Source organism: Stanieria cyanosphaera PCC 7437 (genome assembly GCF_000317575.1).
Classification (GTDB): domain Bacteria; phylum Cyanobacteriota; class Cyanobacteriia; order Cyanobacteriales; family Xenococcaceae; genus Stanieria; species Stanieria cyanosphaera.
The window spans coordinates 2,378,752-2,400,415 of record NC_019748.1 but is presented as its reverse complement, the minus strand read 5'-3'; the positions used below and the strand labels follow the sequence as shown (position 1 = coordinate 2,400,415).

Here is a 21,664-nt window from a genome sequence, read left to right as displayed (position 1 = left end):
AATTTGAGTAAATGTGGATAAATTCGCTACCAAATAGATCACAATAAGTTATGCAAACTCTGGATAACCCTAATCTTACTGCTAATAACTCACCAGCTTTTGATACTACGATTCATCGTCGTAAAACTCGTCCTGTTCAAGTAGGTAACGTGACCATTGGCGGTGGCTATCCTGTAGTCGTGCAGTCAATGATTAACGAGGATACGTTAGATATTGATGGTTCTGTAGCTGCAATTCGCCGTCTTCATGAGATTGGATGCGAAATTGTCCGCGTGACAGTTCCTAGTATGGCACACGCCAAAGCTTTAGCAGAAATTAAGCAAAAACTAGCCGAAACCTATCAACCAGTTCCTTTGGTTGCCGATGTGCATCATAATGGCATGAAAATTGCCCTCGAAGTTGCCAAACACGTTGATAAAGTTAGAATTAATCCAGGCTTATACGTCTTTGAAAAACCAACAGGCGATCGTACTGAATATACTCAAGCAGAATTTGATGAAATTGGAGCAAAAATCCGTGAAACTTTAGAGCCTTTGGTAATTTCTTTAAGAGATCAAGGCAAAGCCATGCGGATTGGGGTTAATCATGGTTCTTTAGCCGAAAGGATGCTGTTTACCTACGGTGATACCCCTGAAGGCATGGTAGAATCTGCCCTTGAATTTATTAAAATTTGTGAATCTTTAGACTTTTATAATATAGTTATTTCTCTTAAAGCTTCTCGCGTCCCTGTCATGCTTGCTGCCTATCGTCTGATGGTCAAACGGATGGATGAGTTGGGCATGGAGTATCCTTTGCATCTAGGTGTAACTGAAGCAGGAGATGGAGAATATGGCAGAATTAAATCTACTGCGGGAATTGGAACTTTATTAGCTGAAGGTATTGGCGATACTATTCGGGTATCTCTCACCGAAGCACCAGAAAAAGAAATTCCTGTCTGCTATAGTATTTTGCAAGCTTTGGGACTACGCAAGACGATGGTAGAGTATGTCGCTTGTCCTTCTTGTGGTCGTACTCTGTTTAATTTAGAAGAAGTACTGCATAAAGTTCGCGAAGCAACTAAACACTTAACTGGTTTAGATATTGCTGTGATGGGGTGCATTGTTAATGGCCCTGGAGAAATGGCAGATGCAGACTATGGTTATGTAGGTAAACAATCGGGTTACATTGCCTTGTATCGCGGTAGAGAGGAAATTAAACGAGTACCAGAAGACCGAGGTGTGGAAGAATTGATTAATCTGATCAAAACTGATGGTCGTTGGGTCGATCCTTAATCAATAATTATTTAAAAAGATTGTTTGTCAGGGTTTGGTTTTGCCAAGCCCTTTATAAGTAATTCCACTCAATTAAACATGTAATAGTATTTTTGGGTACTTCAGGGATATAGCGCGCGATTACACACGGAGTTCTCCTCCGCAAGTGTAATCGCGCGGGATTTGGGGAGATTAGTTTAACGTTTGATCTAGCAAAATTTAGGTAAGTATCCTCAAAGACCAACAATTTTAGATTATTTTGAAGAACATGAGGAATTCTTTTTAGTTCATGAGTTTATTGATGGACAAACTTTAAAACATGAATTAGAAGACAAACAATATTTAAATTTAGTCAAAAGTAATACCATGTCCAATAATTTGTATGAACAAGATTATTATCTATGGATAGAAGACGTACTAAAAAAAATCCAGGAAAAAAGATGGGATGAAATGGACTGGGAAAATTTGTGGGAAGAAATAGATGATATGGGGAAATCCCAAAAACAAAGACTAACTAGCAATCTACGAATTTTATTGATGCACTTGCTTAAATGGGAGTTTCAGCTAGAAAAAAGAATTAATAGTTGGAAATACACTATTATCGAACATCGTCGTCGAATCTTAGAACAATTAGAATCCAGTCCTAGTCTAAAAAATTATTTAACCTTAAACTTGGAAGCACCCTATCAAAAAGCTCGCAAAGATACATCATTAGAAACTAATTTATCTTTGAACACATTTCCTAATCAATGTCCCTATACAATTGATGTTGTTTTAGATGAAAATTGGTTTTTAGAATAAAAAAATCGAGCTATCTATTCATAATGCGTCTAAAGACTGAATATATTGTACGTTATTGTCTCGATAAGTTACAATCGAGCCAAGGATGAGCTAAGGAAACAACTTTCAAATAATGTTAAAACAGAAATATATTACAGACGAAAATGGCAACCAAATCGGCGTAGTTTTAGAACTTGAAGAATACCATAAACTATTATAAGCATCAGAAGAATTAGAAGCAATTCGAGCTTACGATCAAACTATTTCTGATGAAGATGAAGAAATTTCTTTTGAACAGGCGATTTCTAAAATTGAGCAAAATCGGTAATGAATTACAGCATTAATATCAAAAAACGTGCTGCTAATTTTTTAGCTAATTTACCAGAGCGAGATTATCAAAAAATTAGAGATAATATTAGAAAATTAAGCAAAAATCCTAGACCATCGGGGTTTTTAAAATTAACAGGAAGAGAAGGTTGACGTATTAGGAGCGGGGTTTATCGAGTTATTTATGAGATAGACGATCTCAACAATAAAATAACAATTCTCGATATTGGACACCGACGCGACATTTATCGGTAAATTTAGTAATCTTATTTTACTCAATTTAACCAACAATAACTCTAGAGTTATTTTATTTTACGTTATTGTGTACATGATTGATTAGCGCGATCGCATATTACTGATTAAGAGAGTTTTAATTTAAAATAGTCTATGCTAAAAATTAAGAGAAAGTAGATTATTCACTTTAAGAATTTATATCTGAAATTTCTAGAAGTTATTTAGAATTGTAGTCGATTAACAAAATAAAATATTAGTATCAAAACAAAAAATACCTTCTTGCCATAATTCCTGAAACTCATTTTCTGTAGGTTTATAGTAGCCAGGAAATAAATTTCGCATATCTAGTTTAAAAAGATCAAAAAAGTAGAGAATTCATCTAGCATAACTACCACCTTAAATGAAGCGCAAGAAGTTAGCGTAACGTACACAATCAAAATAATTACTCTCTCTGTGCCTCTGCATGAGAAAAAATTTTCCTCTTGACTTCTACTCTTGACATGGTATTATATTCATAATGGAAAAGGTGTGGCAATCGAACCTGTTCTCATCATTACTAATTGCTTCAATTCTCTCCAACTGAAACAGGATAACGCTGCAAAACCTGCTTTAAATACTTTCCTGTATAAGAATTCTGATTCTCCGCCACTTCTTCAGGAGTACCAACAGCGACAATTTCTCCTCCCTTATCTCCACCTTCGGGGCCCAAATCGATAATCCAATCGGCACAACGGATCACATCTAAATTGTGTTCGATCACGATTAAAGAATTACCTTTATCTACTAATCTCTGCAATACATTTAATAGATGATGGACATCATAAAAAGATAAACCCGTAGTCGGTTCATCAATTAAATAAAGAGTTTTTCCTGTGGCACGACGAGACAATTCCGAGGCGAGTTTAACCCGTTGTGCTTCACCACCAGATAAAGTAGGTGCGGGTTGTCCTAATTTAATGTAACCCAAACCAACATCAACTAAAGTTTGTAAACGACCTGCTGCGCGAGGAATATTTTGAAAGACATCGGCAGCCTCTTCTACGGTCATATCTAAAACATCCGCAATGGAATAACCTTTATATTTAACTTGAAGAGTTTCGCGGTTATATCTAGCACCTTTACAGACATCACATTGAACATAGACATCAGGAAGAAAGTTCATTTCGATCACATTAACACCTTGTCCTCCACAAGCTTCACAACGTCCGCCTTTGACATTGAAAGAAAATCTGCCTTGTTTATAACCTCTTGCTTTAGCTTCAATAGTTTCGGCAAAAATTGCCCGAATTGAATCAAATATTCCTGTGTAAGTTGCAGGGTTGGAACGAGGAGTTCTCCCAATAGGAGATTGATCGATTACGATTACTTTATCAATAGCATTGAGTCCTTTGATTCCACCTAGGTTATTGGGAAAAGGTTTTTTACGAGTGAGATTGTGTTGCAAGGCAGGATATAAAAGTTCATTAACTAAAGTTGATTTTCCCGAACCAGAAACCCCAGTGATACAGACAAATTTTCCTAAAGGAATTTCAAGATCGATATTTTTAAGATTGTTTTGCTGACAGTTTTTTAATAAAAGAGAAACTTGTTTTCCTTCTCTTCTTTGGGGTGGAGTTTCGATAGTTTTTTGGTGGGATAAATAGGCACCTGTGAGAGATTTTTCAGATTGTAGTAAATCTTGTAAACTTCCTTGAACAACTATTTCTCCTCCATGTACTCCTGCTAAAGGACCAATATCAACTAAATGATCCGCATTTTTGATTGTGTCTTCGTCATGTTCGACTACGATTAACGTGTTACCTAAGTCTCTAAGTTTTTTGAGGGTAGCTAATAAACGATCATTGTCTCGTTGATGTAAACCAATACTGGGTTCGTCTAAAACATATAAAACTCCTGTTAAACCCGAACCAATTTGAGTTGCTAACCGAATTCTTTGTGCTTCTCCTCCCGATAAAGTCATCGCAGCGCGATCGAGAGTGAGATAATCTAAACCAACATCAAGTAAAAATTGTAAACGAGCTTTGATTTCTTTGAGAGCTAATTCTCCAATTAATGCCTGCCGAGTAGTAAGTTGTAAATGATTGACTCTCTCTAAACAGTCTCGGATGGGAACACTAACTAAATCGTTAATGCGATACTGTCCTAAACTAACTGCTAAAGATTCAGGTTTGAGACGTTTACCGTGACAAACTTCACAGGGTTGATTGATTAAATACTGTTCTAATTTCTGTTTGATTGCATCGGAATTAGTTTCTTGATAGTTTCTCTCCAGCATTTTCACGATGCCAAGATAATGACGAAAATGCCCATCTCCTTTACCATTACTAGAATCTGAATAAAATAAAATTGGTTCTTCACTACCATGAAGTAATACCTGTTGTTGTTGCTTGGTTAATTTTTGCCAAGGAGTTTGAAGATCAAAACCATAAGCTTGTCCGACACTGTAAAGTAAAGAAAGATAATAGGTATTGTCTTTATCTGACCAAGGAGCGATCGCACTATATACTGGTTGTTTTTCATCAGGTACAATTAATTCTGGTGCAAAGGTTTTTAAACTTCCAATGCCATGACAATGAGGACAAGCACCATAAGGAGAATTGAAGGAAAATAATCTGGGGGATAATTCTTCGATTACTCCTCCATGTTCGGGACAAGCAAAGTTTTCAGAAAAAACTATTTCTTGGGGTAGATCTGTTTGATCGAGATGTCCATTTTGGGAATTATTAGCCTCAGAATCAAAGGTTCGATTCGCTGTATCATTTAATACCTCTATGAAAGCAATACCCGAGGAAAGACGGAGACAGGTAGCAAGAGAATCTGCTAAACGCTCTTGAATATTAGGTTTTTTAATTAAACGATCAACAACCACTTCAAGGTTATGAGTATAATTTTTATCCAACTCAATCTTGTCTACTAGTTCCCTGATCTCAGAATCGACACGAATCCTGACAAAACCTTGGGCTGCTAAACTAGATAATAGTTGTTTGTGAGTACCCTTTTTGCCGCGGACTACAGGTGCAAGAATGAGGAATTTAGTACCATCGGGAAGAGACATCACGCGATCGCACATTTCATCAATCGTCTGAGGCGTAATAGAGCGATCGCAATGAGGACAATGGGGTTCACCTGCACGACCAAACAAAAGTCTTAAATAGTCATATATTTCTGTAACTGTTCCTACTGTGGAACGAGGATTATGGGAAGTAGATTTTTGATCGATGGAAATTGCAGGACTTAAACCTTCGATCGCATCGACATCTGGTTTATCCAATTGTCCCAGAAATTGACGAGCGTAAGCACTAAGAGATTCGACATATCTTCTTTGTCCCTCGGCAAAAATTGTATCAAAAGCAAGGGAAGATTTTCCTGAACCAGATACACCAGTAAAGACAATTAATTGATTGCGTGGTAGTTCGAGATTGATATTTTTTAGATTGTGTTGTCTGGCACCTTTGATGCGAATTGTGTCTTGGGTGTTGGCAGAGTCTGGCATGGATGGAGGAGATGAACAAACATAAATGATTGTAGCGATTTATTAGATATAGCGGTTTTTTTTTATTATGAGACTGGTGTAGAGACGTAACATATTACCTCTCTACATATTTAAAAAACGTTATAAAGATTGTAAGGCATCACTTTAACTCATGTAAAAAATCAAGTGAGTATGATTGTTCTTATTTTTTGTCAAATTTAATCAACATTTTCATGATTTTAGATAGTTTTAATCAAGATAATTATTGGCTAAAAAATGCTCATATTTCTAGTTGTTTTTTAAAAATAAACACCATTAATTCTTATCCAGAACAGTTGGTTTTAGTAGATATAGAAATAGAAAATGGTAAAATTAAACAAGTTCTTCCTGCTCGACAAAAGAATAATTTAGATAATAGTATTAATTTAAATAAAAGTATCATTTTACCTTGTTTGATTGATTGTCATACCCATTTAGATAAAGGACATATTTGGCAACGTTCTCCTAATCTGGATGGAACTTTTGATAATGCTTTAGATATTGCTATTAAAGATGCCGAAAAATATTGGCAAGCTGAAGATGTTTATCGGCGAATGGAATTTGGAATTAAATGTAGTTATGCTCATGGAACAATTGCGCTGCGTACCCATATTGATTGTTATGGCGAACAAGCAGAAATTAGCCTCAATGTTTTTCAACAATTACAACAAAAATGGCAAGATAAAATCACTTTGCAAGCAGTTAGTTTAGTTAGTTTAGATTACTATCAAACTGAGGCAGGAATTACTTTAGCCGATAAAATTGCAGAAATTGGCGGGATTTTAGGAGGCGTTGCTTTTATGAATCCTCAATTGAACTCTCAGCTAGATACTGTATTTACCCTAGCCAAAGAACGAAATTTAGATTTAGACTTTCATGCCGATGAAAATAATGATCCAAATTCAATTTGTTTAAAAAAAATAGCCGAAGCAGCAATTCGTAATCAATTCAAAGGCAAAATTCTTTGTGGTCATTGTTGTAGTTTAGCAGTCCAGTCAGAAGAAGTTGTAGCCAAAGCGATCGCTTTAGTTAAACAAGCTAATCTTGGTGTAGTTAGTCTACCGATGTGTAACTTATATCTACAGGATCGCAAACCAGGAACAACTCCTTTTTGGCGCGGAGTAACCAAAGTCCATGAACTTAAACAAGCTGGTATTCCTGTAGCTTTTGCTAGTGATAACTGTCGCGATCCGTTTTATGGATTTGGTGATCATGATGTTTTAGAAGTATTTAATCAATCAGTCAGAATCGCTCATCTCGATACACCTTATAGTGATTGGATTAGTAGCGTTACTACAACTCCAGCTGATTTAATGGGATTATCTGATTTAGGTAAAATAGAAGTTGGTCAACCAGCTAATTTAATTATTTTTAAAGCTCGTTATTTTAGTGAACTATTATCGCGGTCGCAACATGACCGAATTGTGCTACGTAATGGCAAACCGATTGATACAACTTTACCAGACTATGCAGAATTAGACGACTTAGTTTTACAATAACAAATGCGATCGATGTAAAAAAGTAATTAATGTTCCTTTCGTGATCTCGAAAATAGGATAATTTTTTTTAGAACCAAAAAATCTATTAACGCCAGTATTGTAGAGAGTAGATCCCCAATAAAAGTATATGGCTGAGTCAATTCGCATCCTGATGTGTTCCCCCGATCACTACGACGTAGATTATGTGATTAATCCGTGGATGGAGGGAAATATTCATAAATCTTCGCGCGATCGCGCTGCCGAACAGTGGCAAAAACTATATCATGTCCTCAAGGATTTGGCGGTGGTAGACTTAGTTCCGCCTCAGCAAGGTTGGCCAGATATGGTATTTACGGCTAATGCTGGTTTAGTCTTGGGTGATAATGTAGTTCTTAGTCGTTTTTATCACAAAGAACGTCAGGGCGAAGAACCTCATTTTAAGCAATGGTTTGAAAATAATGGCTTTACCGTCCACGAATTGCCTAAAGACTTACCCTTTGAAGGTGCAGGGGATGCTTTATTAGATCGAGAAGGGCGTTGGTTGTGGGCTGGTTATGGTTTCCGTTCGGAGTTAGATTCCCATCCTTATATTGCCAAATGGTTAGATATTGAGGTTTTATCCTTAAGGTTAATCGACGATCGCTTTTATCACTTGGATACTTGTTTTTGTCCTTTAACTGATGGTTATTTACTTTATTATCCCGATGCCTTTGATTCCTATTCCAATCGCTTGATCGAAATGCGTGTACCCGTCGAGAAGCGAATTGCGATTGAAGAAGCTGATGCAGTGAAGTTTGCTTGTAATGCGGTTAATGTTGATCGTACTGTAGTAATGAATCAAGCAAGCGACAGTCTTAAACAACGTTTAGCAGAAGTAGGTTTTTCAGTAATTGAAACACCTTTAACCGAATTTCTTAAAGCTGGTGGTGCAGCTAAATGTCTGACTTTAAGAATCACTGAACCCGTTTTACCAGATGTTCATGCTAACGTACCTGTAGAAAGCCGAATTATTCATTTAGAAGGACATCTTCTAGATGCTGGTATTATGAATCAGGCTTTAGATTTAGTCGTGGAAAACGGCGGTAGTTTTAGAGTTCTGAATTTTAATTTAGGTATAGAAAGACAAAGTACTTCCGCTGCTGATGTGAGGGTATCTGCGCCTTCCCATGAGGTGATGGAAGATATCATGCGTCAGTTGATCGATTTGGGTGCAGTTGCCCCTCCCCAAGAAACTTGTGATGTGATTACCGAAGTTTGTACTCAAACAGGTGTTGCTCCGGATGACTTTTATGTAACTACGATTTATCCCACTGAAGTGAGGATTAATTGCGAGTGGGTACGAGTTCAAAAACAACGCATGGATGGAGCAATTGTAGTTAGTAATACGAATGATGGTACAGTTGCTCAATGTAAAATTTTACGAGATTTAGCAGAAGGCGATCGCGTTGTGGTTGGCGTTGAAGGTATTCGCACAGTCAAGAAAACCGAATCAAGAGAACAACGTAACTCTCAAGAATTCAGCTTTATGGGTGCGGGTGTATCAAGTGAAAGAAGAGTTGAATTAGTAGTCGAACAGATTGCTTGGGAATTGCGTCAGATTCGCGACCGCGGTGGTAAAGTGGTTGTTACCGCAGGGCCAGTGGTAATTCATACTGGTGGCGCACAACATCTTTCTCGTTTAATTCGTGATGGTTATGTGCAAGCTTTATTAGGAGGTAACGCGATCGCAGTTCACGACATCGAACAAGCGTTGATGGGTACTTCCTTGGGTGTGGATATGCAAAAAGGAACTCCTGTCAGTGGTGGGCATCGTCATCATCTCAAAGTGATTAATACCATTCGTCGTTATGGCAGTATTGCCAAAGCTGTAGAAGCAGGAATTCTAACTAAGGGAATCATGTATCAATGCGTTAAAAATAACATTCCCTTCTGTTTAGCTGGTTCAATTCGCGATGATGGCCCTCTTCCCGATACTCAAATGGATTTGATTAAGGCACAAGCAGAGTATGCCAAATTGATTGAAGGAACAGACATGATTCTAATGCTTTCTTCGATGCTACATTCGATTGGAGTTGGTAATATGACTCCTGCGGGAGTAAAAATGGTTTGTGTCGATATCAACCCTGCGGTAGTGACCAAGTTAAGCGATCGCGGTTCAGTAGAATCAGTTGGAGTAGTTACAGATGTTGGTTTATTCCTCAGTTTATTAATTAAACAGTTGGAAAAATTGACCAGTCCTTACCAAGTTGTTTAAATAATTAGGTGGTAACTGTAGAGACGTAACGTGTTACGTCTCTAATAATAACTGTTTACCTCTTTATTTCTACAAAAAAAATAATGAACAGATTAAAATATTTCGGGCTATTAGTAGGATTTAGTTTAATGATTCCTTGTGCTTCTGCCAATCAACCGCCGGTTCCTGAATCAATTACTTGGTATAACTGTAAAACTCGCGAAGTTTGGACAAAGGAAAAATCCGTTTGGTGCAAAGAATTGTCTAAATTACAAAATACTCAATACCAACTACCAGACATTGGTGAGTTTAATCTTACTAATGGAAAATACAAAAATGATGCCGAACGAAAAGTAGTTTTCTTTCAAAATACACCTGGTACAATTAACTACGATCGCCTTCCTGATGGTACTAAAATCGCTACAGTTCTCTTGAGTTCCAATACAGGAGGTTCGGGAATTTTTATTCATCTGGTGGTGATGAAAGAAGTAGCTGGACAATATCAAACCTTAGCAACTCAATTTTTAGGCGATCGCGTTTGGGTAAAATCAGTTAAATTAGCAGAAGAACAAATCAAAGTTCAACTAATTAAACAGGGAGAAGCAGAACCCCAATGTTGCCCTACCCTAGAAGTAGTTCAGACTTACAATTTAGCTGATGGCAAGCTGGAACAACTAGCAGAAGAAAAGATTGGTAATGTACCCCTCGATCCAGGGCGCAGGCTTTTTACTAAACTAGAAATACCCGATCAAGTTATTGGTGAAGATCCCCTTCAAATTGCCAAGAATCTCTACGGTGCTAAAGAAATTCCCAGCGAAGGCAACTTTCAAGAAGAATTAACTTTAATTGAGCGAGTTTTTAATCAACCAGTCGTTTTACTGACTCAAACAGGTTTATTAGATGATTCAGTTGAAGGAACGCGTTATCGTTTAGAATTTAAACCTCAAGGCAAGCAATGGCAACTAATTTGGGTAGGACAACAAAATCGCTGTTATCCAGATAGAGGTTCACAGGAATGGAATTTAGAACCATGTCTCTAGAAAACTATAGCGTTGCTCGAATTATTGATATAAACTATATTCTTACTCCTGCCTCAAAATAATCGAGTTTACACCTGATAGATCTGAAAATCACTAGTTCAAGATCAAATTAGGTTAAATTGTTCACCAGTTACAATATCAGCACTAGAACCATTAGTAATATCCACATCATTTAAGGTAATCTGCTGACCAAAGATATCAGTAACTAGCAGATCTTGTGCGCCATTAAGCGGATAATTACCGTTTAAAACAAAACGATTATCAGACTCGCGATTAAGATCGATTAGGTTACCATCATTGGTAATCAACTCAACACTTTCAATCGGATAGCGGTGGTTATTTAATCTGACTGCTGCGTAATAAGGATTGGTTTCAGAAATTCCTTCGACAACAATACCTTGACCGATCCTATAACCATAAGCTGTTACATAGTCATCGGCAGGGCCTATTAATTTATAATTGAGATTAACTATTCCATCAATAGGATCTGCAATCTCAGCGAAAGCTTCTGCACTCAAATCTAAGCCATCTGCTCGTTCGTATAAATAATCTACCACTTGAACTATGATTGGAGTAGCACCATCTCTTTGTTTAGGGCCAGATACTTCCAAAAAAGCACCACTTGCTTCCGAACCATTCCACTGCACATTATTAATCGCTACAATTTTTTCTAGCTCACTTTGCGCTGGCACATCATAACCAGAAGCACCTTTGCCACCAGAAGGATTAGCAGCATCATAAAAAGTACCTCTGCCCTGATAGTTTTGATTGAGTTTTAATTCTGGTGCTAAATTAGGATTAGAAAAAGTATAGATACTGTCGGAAATACTAAGACTAGTAAAAGTTGAACCATTTAATTCAAAATTTTGTGGTTCTGAAGTAACTGAATTATAACCAGTAAACCCAAAAGTTAAAGTTTCTCCCGCAGCAATTTCACGATTCCAGGCAGCGTGACTAACAACATAGTTACCATTTTCATTACTCTCGATTTCAGCATCCCAAATATTATTAATTTGATTGGGAAAATCGAATTCTAGACTCCAGCTATCAATATTGCTATTACCGTTATTAGTAATCGTTATTTTACCTTCAAAGCCACTTCCCCAATCTTTGATCAGCGTAAAATCAACGTCTGTGGATAAATTATCATCTGGTGTTGTGACTGTCTCTGAATTTGCCACAGCAGGAACTTCTGCTACTGGTTCTGATGTATTAACTGGCGAAGCTTTAATTGTAGAAGTAGGATCGTCATCAAAGGAAATATTGGTAGGACTAATAATTTGTCCGTTAACTTTGTTAGCGTTAAAGAAAATTGAAATGGTTTGTTGAAAATTAATGATTTCATTGTAATCTACTGGCTTTAAAATATAGCGATAGCCTTCATGACTAACAATTTCTGCGCCCCAAATCATGCCAGGTTCAATTTCAAAAGCAGATTCAAACTCTATTGTCCAACCATCAATTGTTTCTCCTGTATTAAAAATATCTAATCTTCCCGTAAATCCATTATTCCATTCCGTTTTAATGGAAAAATCAGTTTGGATTAGATTATTATTGGTTAAAATTTGCATTCAGTTATCTCCCGATGCTCTTAATCAAAAAGTAATTGTTTTATGTATTACTTCATAATTCCTTCATAATCCTAGAAGGACGGTGATATCAATCGGGAATAATTGTGATCTCAAAGTTGAATCGCAAGCTTTAATTAGGACACTTTTCAGTAAGCTAGACTAAAAGTAAATAAGCTTTTTGATTGATTAGGGACTGTATTCTATTCAATTGAATAGTGCAGTCAACAAGTACGATTAATTTCTTGTCAAAAGATTCAAGTAAAAATAACGCAGCAGTCGATGAAAATCTAACAATAAACTTCAAGTATTCAAACATTAAACAATTTCAAAGATAAAATTTTGTTGTAACACTTTGGAATTGCTCATGAGCGGTCATAAATTTAACTTAAAGCCAAACTATACATTTAAAAGAGGTCAATACTTTCAGCAGGGTTGGCAGATTTTTCAGCAATATATGTGGCAATTTATTGGCTTTACTACTTTAGTAATTGTAATTTCGGGCTTTACGGCTCGTCTTCCGTATCCATTAGGAATTAATGAAGATGGTCAAGGGGGCATAATTAATGGTATTCTTAGTCCAGTTTTAGTAGCTGGTATTTATATTGTAGCTTTGAAAATTGCTAAAAATAGAACCAAAACGTTTAGCGACTTTTTTCTTGGTTTTAATAACTTTTTGCCAATTTTTTTAGTTAATTTAGTTGGAAGTATTTTGACAATATTAGGATGTATTTTATTAATTATTCCAGGAATATATTTAGCTGTTGCTTATGTTTTTGGAATTTGTTTTGTGATTGAAAAACACTTTGGTTTTTGGTCAGCCTTGGAAACTAGTCGGAAAATAATTACTAAAAAATGGTTTGCTTTCTTTGGTTTTATCTTGCTGTTAGGTTTACTAAATTTAGGAGGATTATTAGTTTTAGGAGTAGGACTACTAGTTACTATTCCTTTAACAGTTTGTATTATTGTCGCTGCCTTTGAAGATATTGTTGGTTTAAATGTAGCAGATACTCAAAGTTTAGAGTCAGAAATATAAACAAAGAAAAAATGAAACTTCAAAAGCGATCATTTTAAATTAAATCTGTTTGTAACTAATATTATTTGGCTTATAACAATTCTTATAATTAGCTTTTACAGTTAGTAATTACTAATTACTAATTATGAAAGATGAATAATCAACCTCACCGAAGGTGCGCGTAGCGACCAACAATTAACCATTAACAAAAAGCCAGAATAGTTACTGTATCTCATTTAATCAAAAAATACTATATGTCAAATTCGACGGAGATAAAAATAAATGAATAATATTGTTTTAATTGGAGAAATTACTCTTGCTTTATTATCTTTTATATTTTATAAAATAATGAAGTTTTTGATTGGCAATTTATTCACTCTTTATTTAGCAACCAACAAAAAAAAAGCTTCTCAATGGCGAGTTTTATCTCAAGAAACAATTAATTCTTTTTTGAGTTTACCTGTCTTAATGACTAAAGGTCCGCGTTGGAACACTCATGCAATTATTGGAACTCTAGGGCCTTTTGCCGTTCAAAAATCAATCTCTATAGATTTACAATCTGCTAATAACTCTGCTGGTTCTTGGATTGCAGTCGTTTATAGTTTTCCTACTTATCGAACTATTACTAGCCTTGAATCTCATCAAATTAATTCTACTAAATCCTGGCAATCAATTGAATTGAAACCAGGAAAATATTCTTTAGGGCTTAGATATTATAATTGGCGCAATAGTATTAATTTACCTGCTATTAAAATAGATAACCAAGATTTTGTTTCCGCTACGGATGTTCCCAATAATATTAATGATTTTTATCACAATTTAATTCAAGCCAAAAACTGGTTTTACTTGAGTTTACACTATTATATTTTTACTATTCTTAAGTTACGAAAATGGTTACCAGAATCTTTTGTCAGATACGAATTTTTACCAGTAGGTGCGCCAGCTACAGAATTTTTCTATAATTATTTAACTAAAACTCAAACCTTACAACTAGAGTTTAGCAATTCTTTAATTCAAGATTACGATATTTATTTTACTATTTATGACCGCTCTAGTTTACCCCTAAATTATTGTCAAATTAAAACAGAAAAATACACTTTACCAGCAACAGGAATGAATGGTTATTATCTTTTAAGAATTCGTCCCAAACCCAATACTACACTTGAACAAGTATCTTTTAATTCTCAACTAATTGAAGAAAATAATCAGCTTCAACATTGGCTTTTACAGTGACCAGTTATTAATTACTAATTACTAATTACTAATTATGAGGGACAAATAATCAACCATCAACCTAAGCGAAGCGCACTACCGTAGGTCTCAACAAAACAATGAACCCATTTAATTATTACTGGTCATCAGTGTAAATTACCAATGACCAATGATTCTTAATAAATTAAGCCATTTTTTCAATAATTCTTTGGACAATTTGCATTCCAGTGACGGCTTGCCAACCAAACAAACCTAACAAAACAACATTAAGAGTAATATGAGTATAACGAGCTAATTCGTTACCTTTTTGCATATAAGGAACTAAGGCAGCAGAAGTAGCAATCATTCCTGTCATAGCTAAACCAGCTAGAAGATGAGGCCCTACAAATAATTTGCCATTATTAATATAGGTCACTCCCATCCCACCAATTGTGCCTAAAACCATCAAGGCTAGCAAAATTGAACCAATTTGATGATGTCTAAGACTAAAATTCTTTTTAACTAATTCTTTTCTAACCTCTTTGTCTGCGTTGCGAGTACGTCTAATTTGCATCCCAAGATATAACGCATAAATTGTCAAGCCCAATAATACCCACATTAAAATAGGATGACCAAATTGTGACCAAGTTTTAATTGTGTCAGGAATCTCTAGTGCCATAGTGTTCTTCTCAAGTTAATCTATAATTTTTATAAAACTTAACTTAACATAAAGCAATATTAGAAAGTTAACAGTTATGCCCTTCAAAAAACCTTAATTAAAAGTTTGTCAAACTGACATAATCTGAAAACAGTAGGGTTATGAGTTGGGTAATAGGGATGATTCTTAGTCAAAACACTTCGTTATTACAAGCAGTTATTAATGGCGATCGCGATTTAGTGCAAGAGTTATTGAATCACGGCATAGATCCTAATGAGCGCGATCAAAAAAGTACTACCGCTTTGATGTATGCTGCTCAAAAAGGTTATAGCGAAATTGTCAATTTACTGATTCAAGCTGGCGCAGACGTTAATTGTAGCAACCAACCTCACCTTATTACGGCTTTAATGATGGCAGCAGCAGCAAATCAAATCGATGTTGTCAAAACTTTAATTAATGCTGGTGCAGATCTAAACCAAGTTAATGATGATGGTACTCCTGCTTTGGCGATCGCAGCTTATCGTGGTTATTTACAAGTAGTGCAACTTTTAGTAGCAGCAGGTGCAGAAATCAATATTTGCGACCGCGATGGAGATAGTCCTTTAAGTCTAGCGATTGGCTCAAATCGACCCGAAATAGTGCAAGAATTAGTTCAAGCTGGCGCAGCAATTAATAATCGTGATTGGCAAGGTGAAACTCCTTTAACTTTAGCTACAGAAACAGAAAATCCCTTGATTATTGACATTTTATTACCAGCAGGTGCAGAAATAGATTTAACCACTACCACAGGAGAAACTCCTCTAGCGATCGCGACAAGCAATGGCAATCAAGAAATTGTTCAACAATTATTAAAAGCTGGTGCTAATCCAAATTTGGCAGATTTACAAGGAGACACACCTTTACACATAGCTACAGTTGAAGGATATCGGTATCTTGTTGCTACGTTACTAAAAGCAGGCGCAGAAGTTGATTATCGCAATAAAATTGGTGATACTCCGTTAATGATAGCTTGTTTGCAAGGATATCAAGAAATTGTAGAGTTATTAATTAATCACGGTGCTAATCCCCAACTAGAAAATCAAGAAGAAATACCTTTAACTTTAGCCTTGGCACACGACAACGAACAGATTATCAGAATGCTATTAGCAGCAGGTGCTAATCCCAATACTAGACTTCCAGACGGCAAAACAGTTCTCATGCAAGCTTGCGATCGCGGTCAAGTTAAAATAATTGAGGAACTAATTAAAGCTGGTGCAGATGTTAATATCCAAGATCGTTCTGGTGCAAGCGCTTTAATGTGGGCAAGTCATCGCGGTTATACTGAGGCTGTTGAAACTCTACTCAAAACCAATCAAGTTCAACTCGATCTCCGCAACCGTGGTGGTTATACCGCCTTAATGCTAGCTAGATTTAATGAATACGGGGAAATAGTCAAGTTACTACAACAAGCTGGTGCAACAGAAAAGTAACCAGCCAAAAATTAGTTTTTAGATTTGGATCAAGTACAAATAATTAGTTGAAATAAAATTGCTATCTGATTAAAGAAATTAATGCTTCTAGTAAAGTTTGATTTTGTGCTTCTGTTCCTACGGTAATACGTAATTTATCTTCTAAACCAGGTTGTTTAAAATAACGAACTAAAATACCTCGTTGTTTTAATTCTTGATATAAATACTCCGCACTATTATTTTGGGGTGTTGCTAAAACAAAATTACCTTGAGAATTAAGAACCTCAAAACCAATATTTTTTAAGTCTGTGGTTAATTTCGTTCGTGAAATCTTTACTTGATTAGCACATTCATTTTTGTAAGCTTGATCTTTCATAGCTGCCGTACCGACAGCAGTAGCGATCGCATCAATGTTATAACTATCTTTAACTTTAAACAAACCTGATAACAACTTAGGATTGGCGATCGCAAAACCCATTCTTAAACCAGCTAAGGAGTATCCTTTGGATAAGGTTCTGAGGATGACAAGGTTTTCTAAGTCAAAAACCAAAGGTAAAGCTGAATAATCAGCAAAATCTACATAAGCTTCGTCTATAACCAGAATTCCAGGAATTTGCTCGGCTAATGAGCGTAAATCTTCTAAGGGAATTAAATGTCCCGATGGACTATTAGGAGAAGCGACAAAAGTAACTGCACCTTTAGCAGCTACAAGTTTTTTTATTGGTAATTGAAAATCTTCAGGATACCGAATTTCTTGAACTTGAGCAGGTTGGATCGCAGCTAAGGTACGATAAAGTACATAGGTTGGCATTGGATAAACTACAGAGCGATCGCTTCCTTCTGCACAAGCGCGAATTATGACATTAAGTAATTCATCGCTGCCATTACCAACTAAAATCCAATCAGAAGGGACACCTAAAGCTTCACTGACTGCTTGACAAAAATCTTTGGCATAAGGATCGGGGTAGCGTCGCAACCATTCACTATCGAGAGTACGTAAAACTTCTACAGCATGAGGAGAAGGAGGATAAGGATTTTCGTTGGTGTTGAGTTTAATAATCTTTGTCCCTGGTTTTGGTTGTTCCCCAGGAATGTAGCCAGTCATGGCATCAACAGCAGCACGAAAATAACTCATAGAAATTGTACGGTTTATTGATAGTTGCTCAAGTATTTTAGACTTATTCGTAAATTTGAAAAATTTAACCTAACTAATAATGATATCTTGCTTGCAAAAAATCAATTCTGTCTTCAGTTACACGATACACTAAGCGATGTTCCTGAGTAATTCTTCTTGACCAAGTATTTGCTTCTCGATATTTCAAACATTCAGGTTTGCCAATACCTTTAAATGGTTCTTTAGTAATAGCTTCAACTAAATCTAAAATACGATTAGCTATGTTGCGATCTTGTTTAAACCACCAACGTAAATCTTCTCGAAATTGCAGATCGAAAACAATCGCCCTATTTTTGTTCTCTGGCAATTCCTAACTCCTGACATAAATCTACAATTGATTCTGAAGCAATCACAGGTTCGGAATCTCTAGCTAAAGAACGTTCAAGAGCTTGATTGAGTTTTTGAGCATTTGCAGGCGATCGCAATAAATGTAAAGTTTCTAAAATAGAAGATAATTCATCGGCTCTAATAATTGCCATATCAGGATGACCTTTTCTGGTAATTAAAGCAATAGTATTATCATTAGCCACGCGATCAAGTAATTTGGCTAAATTTTGTCGAGCATTAGTATAAGTAGTTTGAATTGAAAACATAACTGCTTGGCTCAGTATCTATTTAATTGTACATAAAAACTGTACATATCAATTCAGTTGATGGTTGATTGTTAATTGCTACTTTATAACTGATAACTGGTAACTGCTATCAGACTTGTGCTGTTGGATACAACATTTAGTTCTACAAGTGAGATTAGATCGACAAAGTTGAACCTCGCTTCATTTTTAAAAGGCGGAGTACCTTCGGCTCTAATTCTATTTGCTTACCAACCTAATCCATGCAAGAGTCATTTAAACGGATTTTTATTGGCACAACTTTTTTTACAGCCACGCTGGTGGTAGCAGTAGTTGGTTATGGCTTATTTGGCTGGACTCTATTGGATTCAATCTATATGGTAGTTATTACCATTTTTGGTGTTGGTTATGGAGAAGTAAACCCATTAAGAACTCCCTCAGAAAAAATTTTTACTATTTTCGTGATCATTGCTGGCACTTCGTCAGCAGTCTATACCGTAGGAGGTTTTATTCAAATGATTGCTGAAGGGGAAATCAATAAAGCTTTGGATAGTCACAAAAAAAACAAAGATATTGAAAACCTAAAACAACATATAATTATTTGTGGATTTGGGCGGATGGGACAGATCTTAGCTCACCAGATGCAAGAAGCAAGACAACCATTCGTTATTCTAGATCGAGATAGCATTCGCATTTCCCAGGCAGAAGCGTTGGGATATTTGGCACAAATCGGCAATGCTACTGATGAAGAGATGCTTCAAGCGATCGGCATTGAAAAAGCTAAAATATTAGCAACGGTATTACCAGATGATGCTGCTAATGTTTTTATTACTTTAACTGCCCGTGGTTTAAATCCCAAACTGAAAATTTTGGCTCGTGGCGAATTTCCTACCACTGAAAAAAAGTTAAGATTGGCAGGTGCAGATGAGGTTGTTTTACCTGCGACTATCAGCGCATTACGCATGGCTAGTTTAATTACTCGTCCCACTGCAATAGATTTTCTAGAAACTAAAGAAGAACGCAGACAACTTAATGAATTACTATCTCATGTTGATGTGCAAATCGATGAATTGGCAGTTCCTGTTGGATCTCCTTTTGTCAGCAAAACTATTAGAGAATTAGAAGTGAGAGGAAAAGGGGGTTTTATTGCGATCGCTTTGAGAAAACAAGACGGTACAATTGTTAGAAATCTCGATCATAATACGTTGTTAGAGAAAGGAGATACGGTAATTGTGATGGGACATCAAGGCGATATCCCTCAATTTGCTAGAGCTAATGAATTGAAGAGTAAATTACGATATCGTGGTTCTCAAGTAGGTTAAACAATCACTTTTTCTATCTTGATCTTATTATAGCGATCGCCTTAAGTGCAACCGCTCTCTTAATTCAAATCTGCCATACTATAAATGTTGTAAAATTTAATCTTTAAGCTCTTAATAATAATTTTAAATCCTTGCAAATATTTTATAGTAAAACAATTCAAGAAAACCTTGGTTTCCTTTTAAAAAAAAAGCTAATTTTTAGTTTAGTCGGTGGGATTTTAATGGGACTAGCACCAGCACCTAATAATTTCTGGTGGTTAGCTTGGATTGGTTTAGTTCCACTTTGGTTAGCACTTTTTAAATTTAAAAATTCTTTACCACAAACTATTTTAATTGCTTCAATTTGGGGATTTGGTTTTTATGGATTAGCTTTATTTTGGATTACTGGTATTCATCCCATGAGTTGGATGGGAGTACCTTGGTTAGCTAGTTTATTAATAGCTATTTTTTGTTGGTTATTTATTACTTGTTGGGGAACAGCTTTAGTAGTTACTTGGTCGGTGTTGATGACTATAATTACTAAAAAGTTTAATGATCTTTTTCAATCTCAAAATATTAGCAATTCTTGCTTAAAAGTTTTACTGGGCGTAACGTTATGGTGTAGTTTAGAAGCTTTATGGAGTTATACACCTTTGTGGTGGACTTCCCTTGCTTCTACTCAAAGTCCTAATAATTTAATTATTTTGCAACTTGGTAAAATCTCTGGTGCTAGTGCCATTACCATCGGGATTGTTGCCGTCAACGGTTTCCTAGCCGAAGCAATTTTAATTAGAAAAAGAATTACTAATCTCTACTCAAAAAATTTATTTTTTTTTCTCCCCTTCGGAATATTTTTTATCTGTCATTTATTTGGATTTTGGCTTTATCAATATCCTATTAATCTAGATAATCAACAAGCTATTAAAGTAGGCATTATTCAAGGTAATATTCCTAACGAAATCAAATTATCTCCTACGGGCTGGCGCAAAGCAATTGAAGGTTACACTACAGGTTATCAAAGATTAGCCAAACAAAAAGTTGATATTGTTCTTACTCCCGAAACAGCATTACCTTTTTATTGGGAGAATATTATTAATAATCAAACTTCTTTTGCTCAAGCAGTATTAAAAGAAAAAATTCCTGCTTGGGTTGGTGCTTTTGGTAAAGAAGGTAATAGTTATACTAATAGTTTATTTACGCTTACTGGTACAGGCAAAACCTATAGCCAATACGATAAATTTAAATTAGTTCCATTAGGAGAGTATATTCCTTTTGAATCAGTTTTAGGAAAAATTATCGATCGCCTTTCACCTTTAGATGCTCATTTAGTTCCAGGAAAATCTAATCAAATCTTTGATACTCCATTTGGAAGAGCGATCGCAGGAATTTGTTACGAGTCAGCTTTTTCTGAACATTTTCGTCGTCAAGCTAAAGCAGGAGGCGAGTATATTATTACAGCTTCTAATAATGCTCATTATAGTTCAGCTATGCCTGCCCAACATCATGCTTTGGATGTCATGCGTGCAATTGAAACTGATCGATGGGCAGCTAGAGCAACTAATACAGGGTATTCCGCAATAGTCGATCCTCGCGGACATACTCTATGGCGATCGCAAATTAATCAATACGCAATTTATGCAGATACTATTTATCGCAGAAAAACTAAAACTTTGTATGTTAAATGGGGTGATTGGTTAACTATTGTTTTATTAGGTTTGAGTACAATCTGGTTATGCAAAAAAAATAGGTAATTAAATACAAAATTTTTCTTGATGTATTTAACTACCTAAGAAACTAGGAATCTCAATATATATTTTTTTTACTTTAGTTGGAAAAATTGATTAATTTTTGTACTTCATAAACTATTAACAATAAATTTCAATCAAT

At 35.7% G+C, this 21,664-nt stretch carries 19 protein-coding genes; 13 read left to right on the top strand and 6 right to left on the bottom strand.

Going from position 1 to position 21,664, the window contains the following annotated elements:
- Positions 1–50 precede the first annotated feature (50 nt).
- The 5 genes from ispG to STA7437_RS27670 all read left to right on the top strand — a co-directional run bounded on the left by ispG (position 51) and on the right by STA7437_RS27670 (position 2,612).
- Entirely contained in the window at positions 51–1,271 is a 1,221-nt protein-coding gene (gene ispG, locus STA7437_RS10475; protein ID WP_015193357.1) for a (E)-4-hydroxy-3-methylbut-2-enyl-diphosphate synthase, read from the top strand.
- Positions 1,272–1,616: 345 nt separating this feature from the next.
- Positions 1,617–2,051, top strand: a complete 435-nt coding sequence (locus STA7437_RS10470) for a DUF29 domain-containing protein (protein WP_015193356.1) — start codon at positions 1,617–1,619, stop codon at positions 2,049–2,051.
- Positions 2,052–2,163: 112 nt separating this feature from the next.
- On the top strand, positions 2,164–2,250 hold the full coding sequence (locus STA7437_RS27850) for a hypothetical protein (RefSeq protein ID WP_456114955.1): 87 nt from the start codon (positions 2,164–2,166) through the stop codon (positions 2,248–2,250).
- Between the two features lie 107 nt (positions 2,251–2,357).
- The gene (locus tag STA7437_RS26870) at positions 2,358–2,510 is read left to right on the top strand and encodes a type II toxin-antitoxin system RelE family toxin (RefSeq protein WP_216087111.1); all 153 of its coding nucleotides are present in this window, start codon (positions 2,358–2,360) and stop codon (positions 2,508–2,510) included.
- A gap of 3 nt (positions 2,511–2,513) precedes the next feature.
- A complete protein-coding gene (locus STA7437_RS27670; protein WP_216087157.1) occupies positions 2,514–2,612 on the top strand; it encodes a type II toxin-antitoxin system RelE family toxin in 99 nt (32 codons plus the stop codon).
- A gap of 544 nt (positions 2,613–3,156) precedes the next feature.
- Here the strand turns inward: STA7437_RS27670 and uvrA are convergent.
- Complete coding sequence (uvrA, locus tag STA7437_RS10460; protein WP_015193354.1) at positions 3,157–6,084, bottom strand: excinuclease ABC subunit UvrA; 2,928 nt, start codon at positions 6,082–6,084, stop codon at positions 3,157–3,159.
- 212 nt (positions 6,085–6,296) lie between these two features.
- Between uvrA and STA7437_RS10455 the strand changes: the two genes are divergently transcribed.
- The 3 genes from STA7437_RS10455 to STA7437_RS24850 all read left to right on the top strand — a co-directional run bounded on the left by STA7437_RS10455 (position 6,297) and on the right by STA7437_RS24850 (position 10,853).
- Entirely contained in the window at positions 6,297–7,601 is a 1,305-nt protein-coding gene (locus STA7437_RS10455; protein WP_015193353.1) for a cytosine deaminase, read from the top strand.
- Positions 7,602–7,728: 127 nt separating this feature from the next.
- Positions 7,729–9,834: a bifunctional arginine dihydrolase/ornithine cyclodeaminase gene (gene argZ, locus STA7437_RS10450; protein WP_015193352.1), complete on the top strand. Its 2,106-nt coding sequence runs from the start codon at positions 7,729–7,731 to the stop codon at positions 9,832–9,834.
- 83 nt (positions 9,835–9,917) lie between these two features.
- On the top strand, positions 9,918–10,853 hold the full coding sequence (locus STA7437_RS24850) for a hypothetical protein (protein ID WP_051036048.1): 936 nt from the start codon (positions 9,918–9,920) through the stop codon (positions 10,851–10,853).
- Between the two features lie 104 nt (positions 10,854–10,957).
- Here STA7437_RS24850 and STA7437_RS10440 read toward each other — a convergent pair whose 3' ends face one another.
- A complete protein-coding gene (locus STA7437_RS10440; protein ID WP_015193350.1) occupies positions 10,958–12,424 on the bottom strand; it encodes an expansin EXLX1 family cellulose-binding protein in 1,467 nt (488 codons plus the stop codon).
- A gap of 364 nt (positions 12,425–12,788) precedes the next feature.
- On the opposite strand from STA7437_RS10440, the gene STA7437_RS10435 reads away from it, so the two are divergent.
- On the top strand, positions 12,789–13,457 hold the full coding sequence (locus STA7437_RS10435) for a hypothetical protein (RefSeq protein ID WP_015193349.1): 669 nt from the start codon (positions 12,789–12,791) through the stop codon (positions 13,455–13,457).
- A gap of 261 nt (positions 13,458–13,718) precedes the next feature.
- Positions 13,719–14,669 (top strand): DUF6208 family protein, encoded by a 951-nt coding sequence (locus STA7437_RS10430; protein ID WP_015193348.1) that lies wholly within the window; start codon positions 13,719–13,721, stop codon positions 14,667–14,669.
- A 163-nt stretch (positions 14,670–14,832) separates the two neighbouring features.
- Here the strand turns inward: STA7437_RS10430 and STA7437_RS10425 are convergent, their stop codons facing one another.
- A complete protein-coding gene (locus tag STA7437_RS10425) occupies positions 14,833–15,306 on the bottom strand; it encodes a DUF4079 domain-containing protein (protein WP_015193347.1) in 474 nt (157 codons plus the stop codon).
- 140 nt (positions 15,307–15,446) lie between these two features.
- Here STA7437_RS10425 and STA7437_RS10420 point away from each other — a divergent pair, with 140 nt between their 5' ends.
- Positions 15,447–16,754 carry an ankyrin repeat domain-containing protein gene (locus STA7437_RS10420; RefSeq protein ID WP_015193346.1) on the top strand — a complete coding sequence of 436 codons (1,308 nt, stop codon included), beginning with the start codon at positions 15,447–15,449 and terminating at the stop codon, positions 16,752–16,754.
- 61 nt (positions 16,755–16,815) lie between these two features.
- On the opposite strand, the gene hisC is transcribed toward STA7437_RS10420, so the two are convergent.
- From hisC to STA7437_RS10405, 3 genes are all read right to left on the bottom strand, one after another.
- Positions 16,816–17,868 carry a histidinol-phosphate transaminase gene (gene hisC / locus STA7437_RS10415; RefSeq protein ID WP_015193345.1) on the bottom strand — a complete coding sequence of 351 codons (1,053 nt, stop codon included), beginning with the start codon at positions 17,866–17,868 and terminating at the stop codon, positions 16,816–16,818.
- Between the two features lie 73 nt (positions 17,869–17,941).
- Complete coding sequence (locus tag STA7437_RS10410) at positions 17,942–18,214, bottom strand: Txe/YoeB family addiction module toxin (protein WP_015193344.1); 273 nt, start codon at positions 18,212–18,214, stop codon at positions 17,942–17,944.
- Positions 18,195–18,500 (bottom strand): type II toxin-antitoxin system Phd/YefM family antitoxin, encoded by a 306-nt coding sequence (locus tag STA7437_RS10405; protein WP_015193343.1) that lies wholly within the window; start codon positions 18,498–18,500, stop codon positions 18,195–18,197. Before STA7437_RS10405 ends, STA7437_RS10410 begins: the two co-directional genes overlap by 20 nt.
- A gap of 239 nt (positions 18,501–18,739) precedes the next feature.
- Between STA7437_RS10405 and STA7437_RS10400 the strand changes: the two genes are divergently transcribed.
- Complete coding sequence (locus STA7437_RS10400) at positions 18,740–19,798, top strand: potassium channel family protein (RefSeq protein WP_015193342.1); 1,059 nt, start codon at positions 18,740–18,742, stop codon at positions 19,796–19,798.
- A 221-nt stretch (positions 19,799–20,019) separates the two neighbouring features.
- Positions 20,020–21,528 carry an apolipoprotein N-acyltransferase gene (lnt, locus tag STA7437_RS10395; RefSeq protein WP_015193341.1) on the top strand — a complete coding sequence of 503 codons (1,509 nt, stop codon included), beginning with the start codon at positions 20,020–20,022 and terminating at the stop codon, positions 21,526–21,528.
- Positions 21,529–21,664: the final 136 nt, after the last annotated feature.